This window comes from Saccharothrix sp. AJ9571 (genome assembly GCF_021725495.1).
Lineage (GTDB): Bacteria > Actinomycetota > Actinomycetes > Mycobacteriales > Pseudonocardiaceae > Amycolatopsis > Amycolatopsis magusensis.
The window spans coordinates 4,577,973-4,600,000 of sequence record NZ_CP091382.1 but is presented as its reverse complement, the minus strand read 5'-3'; the positions used below and the strand labels follow the sequence as shown (position 1 = coordinate 4,600,000).

Below are 22,028 nucleotides of genomic sequence, written 5' to 3'. Positions count from 1 at the left end.
CGAGTCCAGCCAGTCGAGCAGGTCTCCCGGGCGGCGGAACGGCCGCCCGTTGTGCACGCTCCGGCCCGGCCCGCCGAGCTGGTCCACCGCGTAGACCCGGTGCGCCCGGCTCAGCTCGGCGATGTTCGCCAGCCACACCGCCGAGGTCGCGCCCCCGCCGTGCAGCAACACCAGCGGATCACCGCCCCGCGGGCCGCAGACCCGCACGCGGGTGGTGCCGAACTCCGAAACCACGTCCACCGGCTCAGCTTCGACCGGCCACTTCGCCAGCACCGCGTCGTACGCGGCGAAGAATGCCTCCACCCGGCCATCATGCCCACGTTCTCGACGCCGGGTCGAAAGCCGCTCGACGGAGACCCGTTTCACAATCTGCAAGTTTGCAGGCCCTGCAAAAATCTTGCTACCTTGGTCGGCATGAACCAGCCGATGGGTTTGCGTGAGCGCAAGAAGTACGCCACGCACCGCACCCTGGCCGCGGCCGCGGTCCGGCTGACCGCCGCCCACGGCTTGGACCAGGTCACGGTCGAGGACATCGCCAACGAGGCCGGGGTCTCGCCGCGGACCTTCTTCAACTACTTCGCGTCCAAAGAGGACGCCGTGCTGATCGCCTACCCCGATTACGAGGAGCGCACCCGCCAGGCGATCGACCGGCTCCTGGCCGCGCCGGCCGCGACGCCCGCGCTGGAAGCGCTGATCCAGGCGATCCGGCCGGACATCGAGCGCATCGAGGCCGACCGCGAGGAATGGCTGGCGCGGATGTCGGTGATCGAAGCGAACCCGGCGCTGGTCTCCCGCGTGATCGCGGCACAGGCAGGCACCCAGCACTCGATGGTCGCCGCCATCGCCGAGCGCACCGGGCTCGACCCGGAGAAGGACCTCTACCCCGGCCTGCTCTTCGGCGTGGTCGGGCACGCCATGCAGGCCGCGGTCCGCCGCTGGCACGCCTTCGGCGGCGAAGAGCCGCTCACCGAACTGATCGACCAGGCCTGGGCGGCGCTCGCCGCCGGGCTGCCGGATCCCGGCACCCACCACTGATCCTCGTCCGCCGCGACGGGAAAAGCACCGCTACCAAGGGGGTTTCGTGTCTGTAACAGCTGACCCGGTGGAGCCGTCCACCATGGGCAGAAAGCAGGTCGTGGAGGCGTTCTCCGGGCTGCTGATGGGCATGTTCGTCGCCATCCTGGCCTCGACCGTGGTGGCGAACGCGCTGCCGCGGATCGTCGCCGACCTCGGCGGCTCGCAGTCCTCGTACACCTGGGTGGTCACCACCGAACTGCTCGCGATGACCGCGACCGTGCCGCTCTGGGGCAAGCTCGCCGACCTGTACAACAAGAAGCTGCTGGTCCAGCTCTCGCTCGCGCTCTTCGTGCTGGGCTCGCTGGTCGCCGGGTTCTCGCAGGGAATCGAGGTGCTGATCGCCAGCCGGATCGCGCAGGGCATCGGCGCCGGTGGCCTGACCGCGCTGGCGCCGATCATCCTGGCGCTCATCGTCTCCCCGCGTGAGCTGGGCAAGTACTCCGGGATCTTCGGCGCGGTCTTCGCCGTGGGCACGGTGGCCGGTCCGCTGATCGGCGGGCTGCTGGTGGACACCTCGTGGCTGGGCTGGCGCTGGTGCTTCTTCCTCGGGGTGCCGCTGGCGATCGCGGCGATCCTGCTGCTGCAGCGCACGCTGAACCTGCCGACCGTGCGCCGGGAGGTCAAGATCGACTACCTGGGCGCGGCGCTGATCATGTCCGGCGTCTCGGTGCTGCTGGTGTGGACCTCGATGGCGGGCAACCAGTTCGACTGGTGGTCCGGCTGGACGGTGGCGATGGTCGGCGGCGGCCTGGTGATCCTGGCGCTGGCGGTCTTCGTCGAGTCGAAGGTGCCCGAGCCGATCGTGCCGCTGAGCCTGTTCCGCAACCGCACGGTCTCGCTCACCACCCTCGCCAGCTTCCTGGTCGGCATGGCGATGTTCGCCGGCACGGTGTTCCTGTCGCAGTACTTCCAGCTGTCGCTGGGCAAGACGCCGACCCAGGCCGGGCTGATGAGCCTGCCGATGATCTTCGGCCTGCTCATCTCCTCCACCGTGTCCGGGCAGCTGATCAGCAGGACCGGCGTGTGGAAGAAGTACGTGCTGCTCGGCGGGGTGCTGATGGTGGCGGGCCTGCTGCTGCTCGGCACGATCGGCGCGGGCACCTCGGTGCTGCTGCTCAGCGTGTACATGTTCGTGCTGGGTAGCGGGATCGGCATGCTGATGCAGAACCTCGTGCTGGTCGCGCAGAACGACGTGCCGGCGCACGAACTCGGCACGGCCACCTCGACGCTGTCGTTCTTCCGCAGCCTCGGCGGGTCGATCGGGGTCAGCGCGCTGGGCGCGGTGCTGGCGAACCGGGTGACCACGCTGACCGCGGAGGGCCTCGGCCCGATGGCGGCCGGAGCCGGAGCCGGTGAGGGCGGCGGGCACAGCTCGGTGCCGGACCTGTCCACCCTGCCCGAGCCGGTCGCGAACGTGATCCGCGAGGCCTACGGCGCGGCGACCAGCGAGATCTTCCTGATCGGTGCGCCGATCGCGGTGATCGCGGTGCTGGTCATCACGTTCATCAAGCAGATCCCGCTGAAGACCGAAAGCGGCGCGCAACGCCTCGCGAACGAGGACGCGCTCTCGCATTAAGGTCTGGATTCGTGACCGAACAGCTCAGCATCGACACCCCGGCCGGTTCGTTCGACGCGATCGCGGCCGGGCCGCTCGACGGCCGTCCGGTCCTGCTGCTGCACGGCTTCCCCGAGGCGTCGCTCACCTGGGAGCACCAGGTGGCGGCGCTCGGGGCGGCCGGCTGCCGGGCGGTCGCCCCGGACCAGCGCGGCTACTCCCCCGGCGTCCGGCCCGAGCAGGCGAGCGAATACTCGATCGACGAACTGGTCGGCGACGTGCTGGCGATCGCCGGGGAACTGGGCTGGGGCCGGTTCGACCTGGTCGGGCACGACTGGGGCGCCGCGGTCGCCTGGTGGACCGCCGACGCGCACCCGGACCGGCTGCGCACGCTCACCGCGGTGTCCACCCCGCACCCCGCCGCGCTCGCCGCGGCCATGAAGACCGACGAGGACCAGCACCTGCGCTCGGCGTACATGACCGAATGGCGCCAGACCAGGGTCACCGAGCGCCGGATGCTGGAGAACAACGCCGAGGCGCTGCGCCGGATGTTCGAGTGGAAGGTGCCGCCGAGCCGGATCGAGGAGTACGTCCAGCGGTTGTCCGAACCGGGCGCGCTCACCGCGGCGCTGAACTGGTACCGCGCGGGCCGTCCCGGCGGGAAGATCGGCAAGATCGGCGTGCCCACGTGCTACGTGTGGAGCACCGAGGACGTGGCTTTCGGTTCGACGGCGGCATTGGACACGGAGAACTGGGTGAGCGCGGCGTACCGGTTCGAGATGTTCGAGGACGTTTCGCACTGGGTGCCCGAAGAGGCGCCGGAGGCGCTCACCGCCGTCCTGCTTGAACACCTTTACGCGCATTAGGCTCGCGGCCATGCGCCTGATCGTGATGCGGCACGCGAAATCCGCCTGGCCCGACGGGATCGCGGACTTCGACCGCCCACTCAACGAACGCGGGCTGCGCGACGCGCCCGCCGCCGGTCGCTGGATCCGGGAGAACGGCCCCGCGCCGCAGGTGGTGGTGTGCTCACCCGCGGTCCGGGCCCGCACCACCTGCGACCTGGTCACCACCGAACTGCCCGCCCAACCCGAACTGCGCCACGAGGATCGGCTCTACGGCGAGCCCGCCGAGACGCTGGTCGAGGTGCTCCGCGAGCTGCCCGCCGTCGAGACGGTGATGCTGGTGGGCCACAACCCGGTGCTCGAAGACCTGGTCGCGCTGCTCACCGGGGTCACCGTGGAGATGAAGACCTCGACCATCGCGGTGCTGGCCGGTGACCGGCCGTGGGCCGAGGCCGGGGAGAACTGGGCGAAGCTGGACACGGTCACCACCCCGCGCGGCGTCAGCCCAGCGTGATCAGCACGATCGCGGCGACGGCCCCGAGCAGTCCCGCGGTCTGCGTCCGGTTGACGCGCTCACCGAGGAACAGCATCGCGAGCACCACCGGGATCGCCGGGTAGAGCGCCGAAAGCACGGTCGCCATCGCGACCAGCTGCTGCTGCGTGGCGTACCAGTACAGCAGGAGAGCGACGCTGCCGAGCACGCCCGCGGCACCGGCGAGCACCGCGGGCCGCGGCGGTATCCGCAGTGGCTGGCGGGCACCGAGCAGCAGTGCCGCGATCACCACGACCGAGCTGACGCGGCTGGCCGCGATCGGCCACAGCCCGGCGTCGGCCGGCACCTGTGCCATGGCCAGGAACTGCACGGCGAAGCCGATCCCGGCGATGACCGCGTCGAGGAAACCGGGCGGCAGCTTCCGCTCGGCCGGTCCGGTGCGTGACACCAGCCACACCGCGGCGAGCGCGCAGACGACCCCGGCTCCGGCGATCAGCGAGAACCGTTCGCCGAGCAGGACCACTCCGGCGAGCACGGGGATGGCGACCGCGCCGAGGTCGCTGATCGGGACCACCACGCTCATCGCGCCGCGGCCGATCGCGCGGTACAGGAACGCGACCCCGACGCCGGTGCCGATCCCGGACAGCAGGCCGTAGCCGAGTCCGCCGCCGGTGCCGCCCGCGAGGAAGGCCGCCGGGACGGCCACCGCGGTGCCGCCGAGCTGGGCGTAGAGCGAGACGGTCATGCCCGGTCGCGCCCGCGACAGCAGGCCGTTCGCGAAGTGCGTGATGCCGAAGCACAACGCCGAGGTCAGCGCGAGCAGTTCACCCATAGCCGCGGCACTCCTCCCCGACCGGGCAGCGGCTGCACACCTGCCGGTCGCACAGGCGGCACAGCAGGTATTCGGACCGCCGGTTCTCCACCAGGCCCGCGAGCAACGCCTCCAGCGCGGGCGCGAACGCTTGCACCTGGTCGTCGGTCAGTGGTTCGAGCAGCTTCAGCAGGACTTGGCTCCGGGCTTCGAGCAGGGCTTCGGCCCTGGTCCGGCCGTCCGCGGTCAGCGTCAGCCGGACACCGCGGCCACCGGGGTGGTGGCGCTCGACCAGTCCGGCGGCGATCAGCGTTTCGAGCATGCGGGCGGCGGCGGGCTGGCTGAGCCCGATGCGCGCGCCGAGTTCGGTGACGCCGACGCCCGGTTCGACCAGCAGCGTCGACAACGCGGCGGCGCCGCTGGTGCTCACCCCCGCGGCCCGTGCCGCTTCCCCGCTGACGCGCTCGGCCACGGCCAGCGCACCGGCCCCGAGCAGATTGGCCACCCGCAATCTATTCATAACTCATGCATAGGTCATGGCGCTGTGACGCGCAACTCCGGCGATTGACTTGAACCTTCGTTCAAGTCTTAGCGTTGCCGGAGTCGTCCGATGAGAGGAAATCCCATGTCAAAGCGTGTTTTGGTGATCGGAGCCACGGGCAACGTCGGCAGGGAACTGCTGCCCCAGTTGCTCGCCGAGGACGTTCGGGTCCGGGCGCTGGTGCGCAAGCCCACTTCGCTGCCCGAAGGGATCGAGCAGGTCGTCGGCGATCTGACCGATCCGGCGAGCATCGACGCCGACGGGTTCGACACCGTGTTCCTGGTGTGGCCGATGTTCGACACCACGCTGGTGCCCGAGGTACTGCGACGGCTGGACGCGCGGCGGATCGTCTACCTGTCCGCGGAAGACGTGCCGTTCCACGCCGAGGTCGAGAGGCTGATCGAAGGCGCGGTGCCCGAGTGGACCTTCCTGCGGCCGTCGGGTTTCGCCACGAACACCCTGGGCTGGGCGGACCAGATCCGGACGGGTGACGTGGTGCGCTGGCCGTTCGCCGAAGCCCGGCGCTCCCTGATCCACGAGGCCGACATCGCCGCCGTCGCCACGCGCGCCCTGCTCGACGAAGGGCACCAGGGGCAGAAGTACTACTTCACCGGTCCCGAAGCGATCAGCCAGGCCGAGCAGGTGCACCAGATCGGCGAGGCGATCGGCCGCCCGCTGCGGTTCGAAGAACTGCCGCCGGACGCCGCGCGCGAACTGCTGCTGGCGCAAGGCTGGGACCCGTCCTTCGCGACCGGCGCCCTGGACGCCTGGGGCGCCATGGTCACCGAACCGGAGCCGGTGAACGGGGTGGTCCGGGAAATCACCGGCCGCGCTCCACGCTCGTTCCGCGAATGGGCCACCGATCGAGCCGCCGCGTTCACGGCATAGCACGAGGGCCGTGCCGAGGAACTCGAAGTCCCCCGGCACGGCCCTCACGCGCGTCAACCTCAGAATTTCGCGTACAGGCCCCAGTGGAAGTACATCGGCGTGTCGTACACGCAGAACCACTCGTCCCAGTCTTCATTGACGAAACCGGTCCGGCCGGTCATCTCGCAGTCGTCCTGGCTGATGTAGAAGTTCACGAACTCATAGCCCTCGGCGTGCGCCGCGCCCGCGTTCACCGCGCCGACCGAAGCGAAGGCAGCGGCAGCCATCCCGGCGACGGCCATCCGCCGCAAGGTGTTCTTCATGTTCTCCCCAGTGTTTGTCGGTCTTGCTCAGCTCGGTCAGGCGTCGAAGGGCTTGATGAGCAGGTTCCACGCACCCCAGACCGGCGCGCTGTCCACGCAGCCCCAGTCCGCCCAGTTGCCCTTGACCGCACCCGACCAGCCGATGTCCCAGCATTCTTTCTCGCTCGCGTGGATGCTGCGGAACTGCCAGTCCGCGGCCTGTGCCGCGCCGGCGTTCACCGCGCCGACCGAAGCGAAGGCGGCGACAGCCATCCCGGCGACGGCGACCCGCCGCAAGGTGTTCTTCATGGTCTCCCCAGAGTCCCAGCTCGATGATCCTGAAAGTGGACAGCGGGAGGTTACCGGAGGGATCGGCCATTCAGTGGACCGGAAGGACCCATTCAGCCCTGGCTGAAACGGGGTCGGGTGGTGGGCGCAGCAGGATTCGAACCTGCGACCGCTCGGGTGTAAACCGAGTGCTCTCCCGCTGAGCTATGCGCCCCGACGGCGGCACCCCACGCGTGGGGTGCCCGCCGCGGAAAACCTGCGTCAGGCCAGTTCGGCGACGGCCTTCTTCCAGGCCGCCTGGTCGCGCGCCTCACCGGGCTGGTTGATCTCGGCGAACCGCACGACGCCTTCGGTGTCGATCAGGAAGGTGCCGCGGTTGGCCAGGCCGGCCGCTTCGTTGAACACGCCGTAGGTCTTGGCGACCTCGCCGTGCGGCCAGAAGTCCGACAGCAGTGGGAACTGGTAGCCCTGCTGCTCGGCCCATGCCTTCAGCGAGAACGGTGTGTCCACCGACACGCCGACCACCTGCACGCCCTTGCCGTCGTACTCGGCGAACTCGTCCCGGAGCTGGCACAGCTCGCCCTGGCAGATGCCGCTGAACGCGAACGGGTAGAAAACCAGGAGCACCGGCTTCTCACCCTGGAACGACGACAGGCTGACCGCCTGCTTGTTGTAGTCGTTGAGTGTGAAGTCCGGGGCCTTCGAACCGACCTCGACCGCCATGTGTTCCTCTCCAGCTGCTCGACGAACCTGGGGACTGCCACGCAACCCTATCGTGCGAACGGCCCGCTCCACCCCGGCACCGCGGACGTGCTCACTTCTTGGACCGCGGCACCAGCCGGGTACCCGACCAGCCGGGGCCCACGCTGATGTTGGAGGTCTGCGACAGCCCCACCGCGGGCACCACTTCGGCGACCTCGCTGGGTTCGACGTGGCCCGGCTGGCCCGTCTTCGGCGTCAGGACCCAGATCACCCCGTCGTCGCTCAGCGGCTGCCTGACCTCGATCAGCGCGTCCCCGAGGTCACCGTCGTCTTCGCGCCACCACAGCAGCACCACATCGATGACCTCCTGGGCGTCCTCGTCGAGGATCTCCCCGCCGATCTGCTCCTCGATCGCCGCACGCAGGTCGTCGTCGACGTCCTCGTCCCAGCCGATCTCCTGGACCACCATGTCCGGCTTGATCCCAAGCCTCTCGGCGACGCTGTTCTGCCCAGCGTCTCCCGCGGCGACCACGACTCAACTCCTCCAGGTAGCTTCTCGTCCGGCCGGTTCCGGCCGGACGTCCGACATGAATGGGGTTAGCGAACACTGACGAGGCTGTCCGCGCAACCGTCCACACCGGATCATCGTCCAAGTCGTGCCCCAGTGCGGGGGCACCCGGCCGGTTGATCCGACCACCGTAGGGCGCCGCGCCCGCACGCCCGCGACCGGGCTGCCCTAGGGTGGGTGGCAGTCGCGCGCGCGATACACCCGCAGGCGGGAGGCACCCTGGACGGGGCCGCGACGTTACCGCTCAGTAGCGGTGACGCGGGCAGCGCGAGCGACGACGATGGCACCTGCGGCGGAACCCCAACGCGCCGGCCATGGACCAGACAACAGCGCAACCAAGTACGGCGAGGAGAACCCTTGGCCCCCCCAAGCAACGAGGCCGGGCGCGGCAACGCTTCCGGTCAGGAGGCCCCGGCGCGGGTCCGCGTCATCCGTGACGGTCTGGCCGCGCACCTGCCCGACATCGACCCGGAGGAGACCGCCGAATGGCTGGACTCCTTCGACGCGGCACTGGCCAGGGGCGGTCAGCAGCGCGCGCGTTACCTGATGCTGCGGGTACTGGAGCGCGCTCGTGAGCGCAACATCGGCGTACCCCCGCTGACGGCCACGGACTACGTCAACACCATCCCGACCGAAAACGAGCCGTGGTTCCCCGGTGACGAGGAGCTCGAGCGCCGCTACCGGGCCTTCATCCGGTGGAACGCGGCGATCATGGTGCACCGCGCGCAGCGGCCGGGGGTGAGCGTCGGCGGGCACATCTCCACCTACGCCTCCTCCGCGGCGCTCTACGAAGTCGGCTTCAACCACTTCTTCCGCGGCAAGGACCACTCGGGGGGTGGCGACCAGATCTACATCCAGGGCCACGCCTCGCCGGGTGTCTACGCCCGCGCGTTCCTCGAAGGCAGGCTGAGCGAGCAGCAGCTCGACGGCTTCCGCCAGGAGTTCTCGCACGCCGGCGCGGGCGGCGGCCTGCCGTCGTACCCGCACCCGCGGCTGATGCCGGACTTCTGGGAGTACCCGACGGTGTCCATGGGCCTCGGCCCGATGAACGCGATCTACCAGGCCCGGTTCAACCGGTACCTGCGCGACCGCGGCATCAAGGACACCAACGACCAGCACGTCTGGGCGTTCCTCGGCGACGGCGAGATGGACGAGCCGGAATCGCGCGGCCTGATCCACGTGGCCGCCGGCGAGGGCCTGGACAACCTGACCTTCGTGATCAACTGCAACCTGCAGCGGCTCGACGGGCCGGTCCGCGGGAACGGCAAGATCATCCAGGAGCTGGAGTCGTACTTCCGCGGCGCCGGCTGGAACGTGATCAAGGTCATCTGGGGCCGCGAGTGGGACGCCCTGCTGCACGGCGACCGCGACGGCGCGCTGATCAACCTGATGAACACCACGCCCGACGGTGACTTCCAGACCTACAAGGCCAACGACGGCGCGTTCGTCCGCGAGCACTTCTTCGGCCGCGACCCGCGGGCGAAGGAGCTGGTCAAGGACCTGTCCGACGCCGACATCTGGAACCTCAAGCGCGGCGGGCACGACTACCGCAAGGTCTACGCGGCGTACAAGGCGGCGCTGGAGCACCACGGCCAGCCGACGGTGATCCTGGCGCACACCATCAAGGGCTACGGCCTCGGCCCGGCGTTCGAGGGCCGCAACGCCACGCACCAGATGAAGAAGCTCACCCTGGACGACCTCAAGCTCTTCCGGGACTCCCAGCGCATCCCGATCAGCGACGAGGAGCTCGAGCGCGACCCGAAGCTGCCGCCGTACTACCACCCGGGCGAGGACTCGCCGGAGATCGAGTACCTGCTCAGCAGGCGGCGCACGCTCGGCGGGTTCCTGCCGGAGCGCCGCGGCAAGGCCAAGGCTCTGGTGCTGCCCGGCGACAAGGTCTACGAGGGCATCCGCCGGGGTTCGGGCAAGCAGGAGGTGGCCACCACGATGGCCATCGTCCGGCTGATCCGCGAGCTGGCCAAGGACGGCGAGATCGGCGCGCGGATCGTGCCGATCATCCCGGACGAGGCCCGCACCTTCGGCCTGGACTCGATGTTCCCGACGGCCAAGATCTACAACCCGCACGGGCAGACCTACACCTCGGTCGACGCCAAGCTGATGCTGGCGTACAAGGAGTCCGAGCAGGGTCAGCTGCTGCACGAGGGCATCAACGAGGCGGGGTCGACGGCCTCGTTCACCGCGGTGGGCACCTCGTACGCCACGCACGGCGAGCCGATGATCCCGATCTACATCTTCTACTCGATGTTCGGGTTCCAGCGGACCGGCGACGGGCTGTACGCGGCGGCCGACCAGATGACCCGCGGGTTCGTGCTGGGCGCCACCGCCGGTCGCACCACGCTGACCGGTGAGGGCCTGCAGCACGCCGACGGGCATTCGCTGCTGCTCGCCTCGACGAACCCGGCCGTGATCGCCTACGACCCGGCCTACTCGTTCGAGATCGCGCACATCGTCAAGGACGGGCTCCGCCGGATGTACGGCGAGACCGGCCCGGACGGCAACGGCGAGAACATCTTCTACTACATCACCATCTACAACGAGCCGTACCAGCAGCCGGCCGAGCCGGAGAACCTCGACGTGGACGGGCTGCTCAAGGGCCTGTACCGGTACGCCGAGGCCCCCGCGGGCGACGGTCCGGAGGCGCAGATCCTGGTCTCCGGTGTGACCATGCCGGACGCGCTCAAGGCCCAGGCCATGCTCGAAGAGGAGTGGGGCGTGCGGGCCGCGGTGTGGTCGGCCACCTCGTGGACCGAGCTGCGCCGCGAAGCGGTGGACGCGGACCGGGACAACCTGCTCCACCCGGCCGACTCGCCGCGTGTGCCGTTCGTCACGCAGGCGCTGAAGGACGCGGCGGGCCCGGTGGTGGCGGTGTCGGACTGGATGCGCTCGGTGCCGGACCTGATCCGCCCGTGGGTCCCCGGCGACATGCTGACCCTGGGCACCGACGGGTTCGGGTTCTCCGACACCCGGCCCGCCGCGCGCCGGTACTTCCTGGTCGACGCCCAGTCGATCGTGGTCGGCACGCTGACCGCGCTGGCCAGGCAGGGCAAGGTGGACAAGGCGAAGGTGGTCGAGGCGTCGCGCAAGTACCGCATCGACGACGTCACCGCGGCCGGTCCGCAGACCTCGGACGCGGGCAACGCCTGACCGAAGGTGCTAGAAAGGGGCCCCGGCAGACATCTGATGTCTGCCGGGGCCCGCTTGCTTGCTCGGAAAGGGAGATGATCGCGTGACGAAGCGCCGCCTGCCCCGCCCGGCCGAACTGGCCGAGATCCTGCGCCCGAAGCCGTTCAAGCTGAACCCGGCCGAGCGCAGGCTGGCGAACGCGCACACGATCGCCGACCTGCGCACCATCGCGCGCCGGCGGAGCCCGCGTGCGGTGTTCGACTACACCGATGGCGCGGCCGAGCTGGAAGACAGCCTGCTCCGCGCGCGGCAGGCGTTCCGGCGGGTGGAGTTCCAGCCGCACGTGCTGCGCGATGTGTCCGATGTGGACACTTCGAAGGACATCCTCGGGCAGCGCTCCGCCCTGCCGTTCGCTTTCGCGCCAACGGGTTTCACGCGGATGATGAACCACGAGGGCGAGCCCGCGGTGGCCAGGGTCGCCGAGCGGGCCGGGATCCCGTACGCGCTGTCGACCATGGGCACCACCTCGATCGAGGCGGTCGCCGAAGCGGCGCCGAACGCGCGGAAGTGGTTCCAGCTCTACGTCTGGCGCGACCGCGAGGCCGGTAAGGACCTGGTGCAGCGCGCCGGGGAGAGCGGCTACGACACGCTCCTGCTGACCGTCGACGTGCCGGTCGGCGGGGCGCGGATGCGGGACGTGCGCAACGGGCTGACCATCCCGCCCGCCCTGACCCTGAAGACCTTCGCCGACGGCGCGATGCACCCGGCGTGGTGGTTCAACCTGCTCACCACCGAGCCGCTCACCTTCGCCTCGCTGACTTCGTGGAACGGCACCGTCGCCGAACTGCTGAACACCCTGTTCGACCCGGCGCTCAACTTCGACGACCTGGCCTGGCTGCGTGAGCTGTGGCCGGGGAAGCTGGTGGTCAAGGGCATCCAGAACCCGGCGGACGCGCGCGAGGTGGTCAAGCTCGGCGCGGACGCGGTGATCGTGTCCAACCACGGCGGCCGCCAGCTCGACCGCGCGCCGACGCCGCTCGAACTGCTCCCCCGCGTGCTCGACGCCGTCGAGGGCGGCGGCGAGGTGTGGCTGGACGGCGGCATCCTCTCCGGCGCGGACATCATCGCCGCGCTCGCGAACGGCGCCGACGCCTGCCTGGTCGGGCGCGCCTACCTGTACGGGCTGATGGCCGGGGGCGAACGCGGGGTGCAGCGGGCGCTGGAAATCCTGCAGACCGAGATCGTGCGGACCATGCGCCTGCTCGGGGTGCGCTCGCTGGACGAGCTGACGAAGGACCACGCCCGCATCCGCTGACCCAGTGGCATCGGGGCGGGCTGCCGGTCCACGAGGTGGAACAGGGCCCTTGACGCGGGCGGCGGAACGTGACAAGGATCTCGGCCAATTGGTGAAAGCTTGCTTTCACCATGCGGAATCCGTGGCTGGCTCCGGAGAAAGAGGTCCGAGGTGTTCGTCCAGGAACTCGCCCCGCTCGGCTCACTCGCCCTGTCCGCGCTCGTCGCGGCCCTCCCGCTGGCGACCGTGCTGGTCCTGCTCGGCGCGGTCCGGCTGAAAGCACACGTGGCCGGGCTCATCGGGCTCCTGGTGGCCGCCGTGATCGCGGTCGTGGTCTTCGGCATGCCGATCGGCCAGACCATCTCCGGCGCGGTGCAGGGCGCGGCCTTCGGCCTGTTCCCGATCATGTGGATCGTGGTCAACGCGCTGTGGATCTACCGGCTGACCGTGCGCACCGGGCACTTCGACGTGCTGCGCCGGTCCTTCGGCCGGATCTCCGACGACCCGCGCATCCAGGCGCTGATCATCGCCTTCTGCTTCGGCGGGCTGATGGAGGCGCTCGCCGGGTTCGGCGCCCCGGTGGCCATCTCCACGGTGATGCTGGTGGCGCTCGGCTTCGCCCCGGTGAAGGCGGCGATCGTGGCGCTGGTGGCGAACACCGCGCCGGTCGCGTTCGGCGCGATGGGCACCCCGGTGGTCACGCTCGCGCAGGTCACCGGCCTGCCGCTGGAGAGCGTCTCGTCCATCGTCGGACGGCAGACGCCGCTGCTCGCGGTGGTCGTGCCGTTGTTGCTGGTGCTGATCGTCGACGGCTGGCGCGGGCTGCGTGAGACCTGGGTCCCGGCGCTGACCTGCGGGCTGGCGTTCGGGCTCGCGCAGTTCCTGGCGTCCAACTTCGTCTCGGCGCAGCTGGCGGACATCGGCGCGGCGCTCGCCGGGGTCGCGGCGGTGATGCTGGTGCCCTCGGCGCGCAAACCGGCGCGAGCCGAGGTGCGCGCGGCCGTGCTCACCGGATCGGCCACGGAAACCTTCGACGGCAAGGACGAACGCGCCGACGTCGTCAAGGCCTACGCACCCTACCTGCTGATCATCGCGATCTTCTCGATCGGCCAGCTGCCCCCGGTGAAGAAGCTGCTCGACTCGGCCACCTGGAAGTTCGACTGGCCGTTCCTGGACGTGGTCGCGTCGAACGGCAAACCGGTTTCCGGCAACACCTTCAGCCTGCCGCTGCTGAACACCGGCGGCACGCTGGTGCTGCTCGCCGGGCTGATCACCGCGGTGGTGCTCAGGGTGAAGCTGAAGGACACTGCCCGCGAATGGGGCGCCACCGCGCACGAACTGCGGTTCGCCATCCTGACCGTGACCAGCGTGCTCGCGCTGGCGTACGTGATGAACCTGTCCGGGCAGACCACCACCATCGGCAACCTGATCGCCGGAGCCGGTGGCGCGCTGGCCTTCCTCTCCCCCATCCTCGGCTGGTTCGGCGTGGCGGTCACCGGTTCGGACACCTCGGCGAACGCGTTGTTCGGCGCGTTGCAGGTGACCGCGGCGAACCAGGCCGGCTTCTCCCCCGACCTCCTGGCCTCGGCGAACAGCTCGGGCGGCGTGCTGGGCAAGATGATCTCGCCGCAGAACCTGACCATCGCCTGCGCGGCGGCGCAGATGAACGGTCAGGAGGGCAACCTGCTGCGGAAGGTGCTGCCGTGGAGCATCGGGCTGCTGCTGGTGATGTGCCTGATCGTGGCCGCCCAGGCGAGCTTCCTCAGCGGGATGCTGCCCTGACGCGGTCGGCGGCCACCTGCTTGGCGGTGCGGTTCCAGCTCCACCAGCCGTGCACCACCAGCACCGCGAAGACCAAGTAGATCGCCGCGGAGAACCAGAGGCCGGAGGCGATTTGCAGCGGCACGCCGATCGCGTCGACCACCAGCCAGACCAGCCAGAACTCGACCAGGCCGAGGCCCTGCGCGGCGAAGGCGACCAGGGTGCCGACGAAAATGGCGGCGTCCGGCCACGGCGCCCAGGAAGCGTTGAGCAGATCGAGTACCACGGCCATCGCGGCGGTGCCGGCGGCGAAGGCGCCGAGGAGGGCGAGCCGCTCGGTCAGGCTGCCCGTGCGGACCACCACGCCGTAGACCGGGTCACGGCGGCGGGTCCACGCCCACCAGCCGTAGAGCGAGATGGCCAGGATCGCGACCTGCCGTCCGGCGAGGCCGCCGAGGTGCGCGGAAAGGTAGACGCTGAACAGCAGCACGGTCGCGCCCACCTGCACCGGCCAGGTCCAAAGCGTCCGGCGCTGCGCCAGGAAAACCACCGCGAGCGCGCACAACTGCCCGGCCAGTTCGGCGATGGAGACCCATTGGCCGAGCACGGTCAGCCCGTGGTCCAGCAAGAAGTCCACGCCGTACCCCTTTCCGTCACCGCTCCCAACATGCTCCCCCCGCGCCGCATTCCCAAGCCCCTGTGAGCGGTCCCACCCGGCCCCCGACACGAATGTGGCTTTCGGGGCGGATTCCGCTCCGAAAGCCACATTCGTGTCGCGAACCGCGACAGCCCGGAGGAACTGTTCGGGATCAGTGCTCCGGACGCGGGAGGCCGGCGGGCGTCGTCGGCTTTCTCGGCGCTTTCGGCACGGCTCGGGTGATCAGCAGGGTGATCAGGAAAACGACCAATTCAGGGGCGAACGTGGCCACCGGGTTCCACGACTGCCCAGCCCGTTTTCGAGCTGTTCACCCACGGTGTCCTCCTCGCACGTCCGCGGAATCCCGGTTTCGGCAAGCCTTGAACACCGGCCGGGCGGGAGCAACTCGGTGAGGGCACGATCGGGTGAGACAGGTGGCGCGAGCAGAAAACTCAGGCCATAGTTGAACTACCGGTGGGGACCGGGGAGACGAGGCCGCTCGGCGCAGCGAAAACGCAGGCGCCGGGCGGCCTCGAGTATTTCCGGGGTCCGGGTGTCGCGCCCCGCGCGGGCGGCGAAGTTCCTTCACCTTTCTCGGCCGCCGTTCAGCAGAGCGCCGCGCTCTGTGCCAGTCCGGTCACCACGCGCCACACCAGCCCGCCCCCGCCCGGTTCGGCGAACACCAGTTTCGCCACCGCCACCGCGACCGCGGCCAGCCCGATCAGCAACGCCTGTCCCACCACGGCCGTGCGCGTCGCAGCCATGCCCTCACCCCTGCCCCGGGTAGCTATTAAAGTGATATCACTATGCTAGGCTTCGCGGCAGGGCACAAGCCCTCGAGGGCAGCAGGAGGACGACGATGACCAGCGAAGTTCTGGAGCAGGTGGAGATGCCGGCCCCGCAGACGCGGGAGCGCGAGGTGCGGACGGTGAACGGGTACACGATGTTCGCCGTCTCCACGGCGGGGGTGCTCGGCGGGCTGGCACTGGTCGGGTTCGGGCTGCCGCAGGTGATCGACGGCAACCCCGGCGTCGGCGTGGCGATGCTCGTGCTCGGCGGGCTGCTGGTGGTGACCGCCGGCGTGCTCGCGTTCGGCCTGACCCCGGTCGCCCCCGGCGAGGCGCGGGTGATCCAGTTCCTCGGCCGCTACACCGGCACCCTGCGCACCGACGGACTGCAGTGGGTCAACCCGCTGACCGAACGGCACAAGGTCTCCACCCGGATCCGCAACCACGAGACCGCGGTGGCCAAGGTCAACGACGCCGACGGCAACCCGATCGAGATCGCCGCGGTGGTGGTCTGGCAGGTCGCCGACACCGCGCAGGCGATGTTCGAGGTGGACGACTTCGTCGAGTTCGTCGCCATCCAGACCGAGACCGCGATCCGGCACATCGCCAACAACTACCCGTACGACACGCACGGGGAGGCCACCCTTTCCCTGCGGGACAACGCCGACGAGATCACCGAGAAGCTCTCGGCGGAGATCGGCGCCCGGGTGGCCTCGGCCGGGGTGGACGTGATCGAATCCAGGATCACGCACCTGGCCTACGCACCGGAGATCGCCCAGGCCATGCTCCGGCGCCAGCAGGCGGGCGCGGTGGTGGCGGCCCGGCAGCGCATCGTCGAAGGCGCGGTCGGCATGGTCGAGATGGCGCTCGACCGGCTCGCCGCGCACGACGTGGTGGAACTGGACGAGGAGCGCAAGGCGGCGATGGTGAGCAACCTGCTGGTGGTGCTGGTCGGCGATCGCGACACCCAGCCGGTGGTCAACGCCGGGACCCTCTACCAGTAGGCCACTGGTGACCGAACGCAAGAAGGTCCTGCTGCGGCTCGACCCGGCCGTGCACGACGCCATCGCCCGCTGGGCGGGGGACGAACTGCGCAGCACCAACGCGCAGATCGAGTTCCTGCTCCGGCAGGCGCTGGCCGACGCCGGGCGGCTGCCGGGCACCGCGGGCCGGATGCGGCCGAGGGGACGGCCCCGCAAGGAGCCGCCGCCGTCCTCCCGGTCCGAGCCGGATGACGAGGAAGCCTCCTGAACTACGATCTGGGCACCATGACCGCACCCAGTCCCCGCCGCCGCGTCGAGGAGCGGCACGGCCTGTCCGCGAAGACGCTGCGCCGGCTCGAGCGCGCTTCGGGCAGGCTGGCCGCGGCCAGCGTCGCCGCGATGGAGGAGCGCCTGCCCTGGTTCGGCCGCATGTCGGCCGACCAGCGGGCCAGCGTGCTGCTGATCACCCAGTCCGGGGTGGCCGGGTTCGTCGGCTGGCTGCGGGATTCGCAGGAAGCGCTGAAGTTCACCACCGACGCCTTCCGCGGTGCCCCGGCCGAGCTGTCGCGCTGGCTGAGCCTGCGGCAGGCGGTCGGGCTGGTGCGGCTGGCGATCGAGGTGTTCGAGGAGCAACTGCCCGAGTTCGCCGCCGACGACAGCGAACGCGCCGCCCTGACCGAAGCGATCCTGCGCTACGGCAGGGAGATCGCCTTCGCCGCGGCCAATTCCTACGCCGCCGCGGCGGAGGCCCGCGGTGCCTGGGACGCCCGGCTCGAAGCGCTGGTGGTGGACGGGATCGTGCGTGGGGACGCCGAGGAGTCGGTGCTCTCCCGCGCCTCGGCGCTGGGCTGGGAACCGGCGGCCGAGGCGACCGTGCTGGTCGGCACCCCCTCCTCGGACGACCCGCCCGCGGTGGTGTTCGACGTGCGCAGCCGGGCCGCCCGGATCGGCCGCCCGGTGCTGCTCAGCGTGCAGGGGTCGCGGCTGGTCGTGGTGGTCGCCGGGCCGACCGAGGGCGGGATCAAGGAACGCGAAGTCCTGGAGAAGCTGGCCACGGCCTTCGCCGAGGGCCCGGTGGTCGCCGGGCCGACCGTGCCGAGCCTGGCCGAGGCGCACACCAGCGCCGCCGAAGCGCTGTCCGGCCTGCGCGCGGTGGTCGGCTGGCCGGGTGCCCCCCGCCCGGCGAGGTCGTGGGAGCTGCTGCCGGAACGCGCGCTGGCCGGTGACGCCGAGGCCGAACGCCTGCTGATCGAGGAAATCGCCCGCCCGCTGGAAGAGGCGGGCACCTCACTGTTGCAGACGGTGGAGACCTACCTCGAAAGCGGTGGGGTGCTGGAGATCTGCGCCCGCACGCTGTTCGTGCACCCCAACACCGTGCGGTACCGGCTGCGCCGGGCGGCCGAGCTGACCGGGCGGCACGCCGCCGACCCCCGTGACGCGCTGGTCCTGCGGATCGCGCTGACCGTCGGCAGGCTCGCGCGAGCCCGCGGCATCTGGTGAGCGAGTGACGCGGCTCACCAAAAATCTGCCCGAACCCGACAAGACATCCGGGTACCAGAGGTTCATCACCCGGTCACATTTGTAGGGTCTCTACAATTCCGGCGAGACGACTTGGTGAGCGGCGGCATGATAGGGAACGGGGGTTAGCGTGTTCCCTAGAGGAGTGATGACCGCCCTCCTCGCCCCCGGACAGGGCTCCCAGGCCCCCGGCATGTTCACGCCATGGCTCGAGTTCGACGGTGCGCGCGAACGCCTGCGGCACTGGTCCGACCGCACCGGCCTGGACCTGCTCCGGCTCGGCACCGAGGCGGACGCGGAAGAGATCCAGGACACCGCCATCGCCCAGCCGCTGATCGTGTCGCTGTCGCTGCTGGCGTTCCACCAGCTCGACGCGCAGGGCCTGGTGCCCGCGGACGCGCCGGTGGCCGGGCACTCGGTCGGCGAGCTGGCCGCGGCCGCGATCGCCGGGGTGTTCCCGGCCGAGGAGGCCGTCGCACTGGCCGCCGTGCGCGGCGCGGAAATGGCGAAGGCCTGCGAGGCCGAGCCCACCAGCATGGCGGCGGTCATGCTGGGTGAGCCCGAGGCCGTCGTGGCCTGGCTCACCGAACAGGGACTGACTCCCGCCAACCAGAACGGTGCCGGCCAGATCGTGGCCTCCGGCGCCGCGGCCGCGATCCAGAAGATCGTCGCCGAACCGCTGGCGGGTACGAAGGTGCGCGCGCTGAAGGTGGCGGGTGCCTTCCACACCGAGTACATGGCCTCGGCCGAGGCCGCGGTGCGCGAGCACGCCGGTGAGATCACCACCACCGACCCGGTCCGCCCGCTGCTGTCCAACGCGGACGGCACCGTGGTGACCAGCGGCGCGGAGTACCTGGAGCGGTTGATCACCCAGGTCACCAGCCCGGTGCGGTGGGACCTGACGATGGGCGGCCTGGCCGCCCTCGGCGTCACCCGCACCGTGGAGCTCCCGCCGGCCGGCACGCTGACCGGCCTGGTCAAGCGCCAGCTCAAAGGCACCGTCACCAGCCCCATCGCGCTCAAGACGCCCGAGGACGTGGCGAAGTTGAGCCCCCAGGAGGACACCGAATGAGCCAGCGCCCCGCGCTGCGACTTTTCCACGGACCAGCCGCCAGCCGCATCCTCGGCGTGGGCAGCTACCAGCCGGAGAAGATCGTCACCAACGACGACCTGTCCCAGCTGATGGACACCAGTGACCAGTGGATCCGGGACCGCGTCGGCATCGTCGAACGCCGGTTCGCCGAGAAGGACGAACTGCTGGTGGACATGGCGGTCACCGCCGGGTCCCGCGCCGTGGCCGACGCCGGGCTGGATCCGTCCGATGTGGACACCGTGATCCTGCCGAACTGCACCATGCCCACGCTGATCCCGAACGCGGCCGCCCAGGTGGCCGAGCGGATCGGGGCGTCGAAGGCAGGCGCGTTCGACCTGAACGCCGCCTGCGCCGGGTTCTGCTACGGCCTCGGCGTCGCCTCCGACCTGGTCCGGTCGGGGTCGGCGAAGCACGTGCTGGTGATCGGCGCGGAGAAGCTGACCGACTCGGTCGACCCGACCGACCGCGCCAACGCGATCATCTTCGCCGACGGCGCCGGTGCCGCGGTCGTCGGCCCGGCCGACGAGCCGGGCATCGGGCCGGTGGCCTGGGGCAGCGCCGGCGACCTGGTCGACACGATCTACATGCGCGAAGGCAAGTACATCTACCAGGAGGGCCAGTCGGTCTTCCGCTGGGCGACCACCCAGATCGCGCCGATCGCCCTGCGCGCGCTGGAGGTCGCCGGGGTCAAACCGTCCGAAGTGGACGTTCTGATCCCGCACCAGGCGAACCTGCGCATCGTCGAGGCGATCGCGAAGAAGCTGCGCGCCAACGGTGCCCGCGAGGACATGGTGGTCGCCGACGACATCCGCTACAGCGGCAACACCTCGTCGGCCTCGATCCCCCTCGCGCTGGACCACATGCGCACCGCGGGCACGGTGAAGCGCGGAGACGTGATACTCATGGTCGGGTTCGGGGCCGGGCTTTCGTACGCCGGCCAGGTTGTCATCTGCCCGTAACCCCCAGCATTCCGGCCGGGCGCCGGCCGGAAAGAATTCTCAGGTAAACAGGAAAGGGATAGCAGTGGCTGACAAAGAAGAGATCCTGTCCGGGCTCGCCGAGATCGTCGAAGAGGTGGCCGGTGTGGCCCAGGACGACGTGAGCGCCGAGAAGTCCTTTGTGGACGACCTGGACATCGACTCGCTGTCCATGGTGGAGATCGCCGTGCAGGCCGAGGACAAGTTCGGCGTCAAGATCCCGGACGACGAGCTGGCGAACCTCAAGACCGTCGGCGACGCCGTGAACTACGTCGCCTCGAACTCGAAGTAACACCTGCCGGTGCCGACCTCGGGGAGAAACCGATGAGCAACAACGACGTCGTGATCACCGGGCTGGGCGCGACCACGCCCCTCGGCGGGGACGTCGCGTCCACCTGGGACGGTCTGCTGACCGGCCGCAGCGGGGTGTCCACCCTGCACGCCGAGTGGGTCGAGAAGTTCGGCCTGCCGGTGAAGATCGCCGCTCGGCTCGCGGTCGAACCCACCGAGGTGCTGCCCAGGGTGCAGGCCCGCCGGCTGGACCGCAGCGAGCAGGTCGCGGTGATCGCGGCCCGCCAGGCGTGGGCGGATGCCGGGCACAACGAGGACACCGTCGAACCCGAACGGCTCGCCGTCGTGGTCGGCACCGGTATCGGTGGCGCGAACACCCTGCTCGACCAGGACGACCTGCTGGAGACCACCGGTCTGCGCAAGGTGTCCCCGCTGACCGTGCCCATGCTCATGCCGAACGGGCCCGCGGCCCACGTCGGCCTGGAGCTGAAGGCGCGGGCGGGGGTGCACGCGCCGGTGTCGGCCTGCGCTTCGGGCGCCGAAGGGCTGGCCTGGGGCTGGCGGATGCTGAAGACCGGTGAGGCCGACGTGGTGGTGGCCGGTGGCGCCGAGGCGTGCATCGCGGCGATCACCATGGCCGGGTTCGCCCAGGCGCGCACGATGAGCACACGCAACGACGACCCCGAGCGCGCTTCGCGTCCGTGGGACGTCAACCGCGACGGCTTCGTGCTCGGCGAGGGCGCCGGGATCATGGTCCTGGAGCGCGAGGAGTTCGCGAAGGCGCGCGGGGCGAAGATCTACGGCAGGCTGGCCGGGATCGGCACCAGCGCCGACTCGTACCACATCACCGGACCGGACCCGGAGGGCACGGGACAGGCGCGGGCGATCACCGCGGCCCTGCGCTCGGCCGGGCTGGACCCGAAGGACATCGACCACGTCAACGCGCACGCGACCTCGACCCCGGCCGGGGATGTCGGGGAGACCGTCGCCGTGCGCAAGGCGATCGGCGAGCACCCGGTGCTGACCGCGCCGAAGGGCGCGCTGGGGCACCTGCTGGGCGCCGCGGGCGCGGTCGAAGCGATCGCGACCGTACTGTCCATCCGGGACGGTGTCATCCCGCCGACGCTGAACCTGGAAAACCAGGACCCGGGCGTCGTGCAGGAGATCGCGGCCGGGGAACCGCGGAAGATGGACATCGGCGCCGCCATCAGCGACTCCTTCGGCTTCGGCGGCCACAACGTCGCCCTGGCCTTCACCCCCGCCTGACCTCTCCACCCGAAAGGGGCACCCCTCCACCGAGGGGTGCCCCTTTTCGCACCCACCCCAACGTCGCACTCACCTGCCCGAACGTGGAACTCGCGTGCCTGAACGTGGAGTTCAGCTTCCTGAACGTGGAACTCGCCGAAGTACGAGTCCCACACTCGTGCAGCTGAATTCCACACTCAGGCAGCCGAGTTCTACGTTCGGGCGGGCGAACCTCACGTTCAGGAAGC

At 70.2% G+C, this 22,028-nt stretch carries 24 protein-coding genes and 1 tRNA gene (1 of these 25 only partly in view); 15 read left to right on the top strand and 10 right to left on the bottom strand.

Annotated features, from left to right (window positions below; all coding sequences use genetic code 11):
- On the bottom strand, positions 1 to 303 hold the 5' portion of the coding sequence (locus L3Q67_RS21200; RefSeq protein WP_499191117.1) for an alpha/beta fold hydrolase. The gene continues 537 nt to the left of window position 1, outside the view; only the first 303 of its 840 coding nucleotides appear in the window; it begins with the start codon at positions 301 to 303; its stop codon lies beyond the left edge, outside the window.
- Positions 304 to 414: 111 nt separating this feature from the next.
- Here L3Q67_RS21200 and L3Q67_RS21195 point away from each other — a divergent pair, with 111 nt between their 5' ends.
- The 4 genes from L3Q67_RS21195 to L3Q67_RS21180 all read left to right on the top strand — a co-directional run bounded on the left by L3Q67_RS21195 (position 415) and on the right by L3Q67_RS21180 (position 3,991).
- Positions 415 to 1,035: a TetR/AcrR family transcriptional regulator gene (locus L3Q67_RS21195; protein ID WP_499191116.1), complete on the top strand. Its 621-nt coding sequence runs from the start codon at positions 415 to 417 to the stop codon at positions 1,033 to 1,035.
- 82 nt (positions 1,036 to 1,117) lie between these two features.
- A complete protein-coding gene (locus L3Q67_RS21190) occupies positions 1,118 to 2,653 on the top strand; it encodes an MDR family MFS transporter (protein WP_499191115.1) in 1,536 nt (511 codons plus the stop codon).
- Positions 2,654 to 2,664: 11 nt separating this feature from the next.
- Positions 2,665 to 3,498 carry an alpha/beta fold hydrolase gene (locus tag L3Q67_RS21185; RefSeq protein WP_499191114.1) on the top strand — a complete coding sequence of 278 codons (834 nt, stop codon included), beginning with the start codon at positions 2,665 to 2,667 and terminating at the stop codon, positions 3,496 to 3,498.
- A 10-nt stretch (positions 3,499 to 3,508) separates the two neighbouring features.
- Positions 3,509 to 3,991: a SixA phosphatase family protein gene (locus tag L3Q67_RS21180; RefSeq protein WP_499191113.1), complete on the top strand. Its 483-nt coding sequence runs from the start codon at positions 3,509 to 3,511 to the stop codon at positions 3,989 to 3,991.
- On the opposite strand, the gene L3Q67_RS21175 is transcribed toward L3Q67_RS21180, so the two are convergent.
- Positions 3,978 to 4,802, bottom strand: coding sequence for an EamA family transporter (locus L3Q67_RS21175; RefSeq protein WP_499191112.1), 825 nt, complete (start codon positions 4,800 to 4,802; stop codon positions 3,978 to 3,980). The two genes, L3Q67_RS21180 and L3Q67_RS21175, sit on opposite strands and share 14 nt — an antisense overlap.
- The gene (locus L3Q67_RS21170) at positions 4,795 to 5,301 is read right to left on the bottom strand and encodes a MarR family winged helix-turn-helix transcriptional regulator (RefSeq protein ID WP_499191111.1); all 507 of its coding nucleotides are present in this window, start codon (positions 5,299 to 5,301) and stop codon (positions 4,795 to 4,797) included. Before L3Q67_RS21170 ends, L3Q67_RS21175 begins: the two co-directional genes overlap by 8 nt.
- 123 nt (positions 5,302 to 5,424) lie before the next feature.
- Between L3Q67_RS21170 and L3Q67_RS21165 the strand changes: the two genes are divergently transcribed.
- Entirely contained in the window at positions 5,425 to 6,210 is a 786-nt protein-coding gene (locus tag L3Q67_RS21165; protein WP_499191110.1) for a Rossmann-fold NAD(P)-binding domain-containing protein, read from the top strand.
- 59 nt (positions 6,211 to 6,269) lie between these two features.
- Here L3Q67_RS21165 and L3Q67_RS21160 read toward each other — a convergent pair whose 3' ends face one another.
- From L3Q67_RS21160 to L3Q67_RS21140, 5 genes are all read right to left on the bottom strand, one after another.
- On the bottom strand, positions 6,270 to 6,512 hold the full coding sequence (locus L3Q67_RS21160) for a hypothetical protein (protein ID WP_499191109.1): 243 nt from the start codon (positions 6,510 to 6,512) through the stop codon (positions 6,270 to 6,272).
- A 36-nt stretch (positions 6,513 to 6,548) separates the two neighbouring features.
- The gene (locus L3Q67_RS21155; RefSeq protein WP_499191108.1) at positions 6,549 to 6,800 is read right to left on the bottom strand and encodes a hypothetical protein; all 252 of its coding nucleotides are present in this window, start codon (positions 6,798 to 6,800) and stop codon (positions 6,549 to 6,551) included.
- A 118-nt stretch (positions 6,801 to 6,918) separates the two neighbouring features.
- Positions 6,919 to 6,993: transfer RNA gene (locus tag L3Q67_RS21150), tRNA-Val, on the bottom strand.
- Positions 6,994 to 7,040: 47 nt separating this feature from the next.
- Entirely contained in the window at positions 7,041 to 7,502 is a 462-nt protein-coding gene (locus L3Q67_RS21145; protein WP_395908835.1) for a peroxiredoxin, read from the bottom strand.
- 91 nt (positions 7,503 to 7,593) lie between these two features.
- A complete protein-coding gene (locus L3Q67_RS21140) occupies positions 7,594 to 8,013 on the bottom strand; it encodes a DUF3052 domain-containing protein (RefSeq protein WP_209669341.1) in 420 nt (139 codons plus the stop codon).
- A gap of 393 nt (positions 8,014 to 8,406) precedes the next feature.
- On the opposite strand from L3Q67_RS21140, the gene aceE reads away from it, so the two are divergent.
- From aceE to L3Q67_RS21125, 3 genes are all read left to right on the top strand, one after another.
- Positions 8,407 to 11,214, top strand: a complete 2,808-nt coding sequence (gene aceE / locus L3Q67_RS21135; RefSeq protein ID WP_499191107.1) for a pyruvate dehydrogenase (acetyl-transferring), homodimeric type — start codon at positions 8,407 to 8,409, stop codon at positions 11,212 to 11,214.
- 82 nt (positions 11,215 to 11,296) lie between these two features.
- Complete coding sequence (locus tag L3Q67_RS21130) at positions 11,297 to 12,508, top strand: alpha-hydroxy acid oxidase (RefSeq protein WP_499191106.1); 1,212 nt, start codon at positions 11,297 to 11,299, stop codon at positions 12,506 to 12,508.
- Between the two features lie 150 nt (positions 12,509 to 12,658).
- Positions 12,659 to 14,269 carry an L-lactate permease gene (locus L3Q67_RS21125; RefSeq protein WP_499191105.1) on the top strand — a complete coding sequence of 537 codons (1,611 nt, stop codon included), beginning with the start codon at positions 12,659 to 12,661 and terminating at the stop codon, positions 14,267 to 14,269.
- Here L3Q67_RS21125 and L3Q67_RS21120 read toward each other — a convergent pair.
- Entirely contained in the window at positions 14,250 to 14,885 is a 636-nt protein-coding gene (locus L3Q67_RS21120; protein WP_499191104.1) for a nicotinamide mononucleotide transporter family protein, read from the bottom strand. The two genes, L3Q67_RS21125 and L3Q67_RS21120, sit on opposite strands and share 20 nt — an antisense overlap.
- Before the next feature lie 605 nt (positions 14,886 to 15,490).
- Entirely contained in the window at positions 15,491 to 15,649 is a 159-nt protein-coding gene (locus tag L3Q67_RS21115; RefSeq protein WP_499191103.1) for a hypothetical protein, read from the bottom strand.
- A 95-nt stretch (positions 15,650 to 15,744) separates the two neighbouring features.
- Here L3Q67_RS21115 and L3Q67_RS21110 point away from each other — a divergent pair, with 95 nt between their 5' ends.
- The 7 genes from L3Q67_RS21110 to L3Q67_RS21080 all read left to right on the top strand — a co-directional run bounded on the left by L3Q67_RS21110 (position 15,745) and on the right by L3Q67_RS21080 (position 21,801).
- On the top strand, positions 15,745 to 16,677 hold the full coding sequence (locus tag L3Q67_RS21110; protein WP_499191102.1) for an SPFH domain-containing protein: 933 nt from the start codon (positions 15,745 to 15,747) through the stop codon (positions 16,675 to 16,677).
- 4 nt (positions 16,678 to 16,681) lie between these two features.
- Positions 16,682 to 16,924 (top strand): type II toxin-antitoxin system antitoxin, encoded by a 243-nt coding sequence (locus L3Q67_RS21105; protein ID WP_499191602.1) that lies wholly within the window; start codon positions 16,682 to 16,684, stop codon positions 16,922 to 16,924.
- A gap of 17 nt (positions 16,925 to 16,941) precedes the next feature.
- A complete protein-coding gene (locus tag L3Q67_RS21100; RefSeq protein ID WP_209669357.1) occupies positions 16,942 to 18,156 on the top strand; it encodes a PucR family transcriptional regulator in 1,215 nt (404 codons plus the stop codon).
- 166 nt (positions 18,157 to 18,322) lie between these two features.
- Positions 18,323 to 19,246, top strand: a complete 924-nt coding sequence (locus L3Q67_RS21095) for an ACP S-malonyltransferase (RefSeq protein ID WP_499191101.1) — start codon at positions 18,323 to 18,325, stop codon at positions 19,244 to 19,246.
- On the top strand, positions 19,243 to 20,226 hold the full coding sequence (locus L3Q67_RS21090; RefSeq protein WP_499191100.1) for a beta-ketoacyl-ACP synthase III: 984 nt from the start codon (positions 19,243 to 19,245) through the stop codon (positions 20,224 to 20,226). Before L3Q67_RS21095 ends, L3Q67_RS21090 begins: the two co-directional genes overlap by 4 nt.
- Positions 20,227 to 20,290: 64 nt before the next feature.
- Entirely contained in the window at positions 20,291 to 20,536 is a 246-nt protein-coding gene (locus L3Q67_RS21085; RefSeq protein WP_113693432.1) for an acyl carrier protein, read from the top strand.
- Positions 20,537 to 20,568: 32 nt separating this feature from the next.
- The gene (locus tag L3Q67_RS21080) at positions 20,569 to 21,801 is read left to right on the top strand and encodes a beta-ketoacyl-[acyl-carrier-protein] synthase family protein (RefSeq protein ID WP_499191099.1); all 1,233 of its coding nucleotides are present in this window, start codon (positions 20,569 to 20,571) and stop codon (positions 21,799 to 21,801) included.
- Positions 21,802 to 22,028 lie beyond the last annotated feature (227 nt).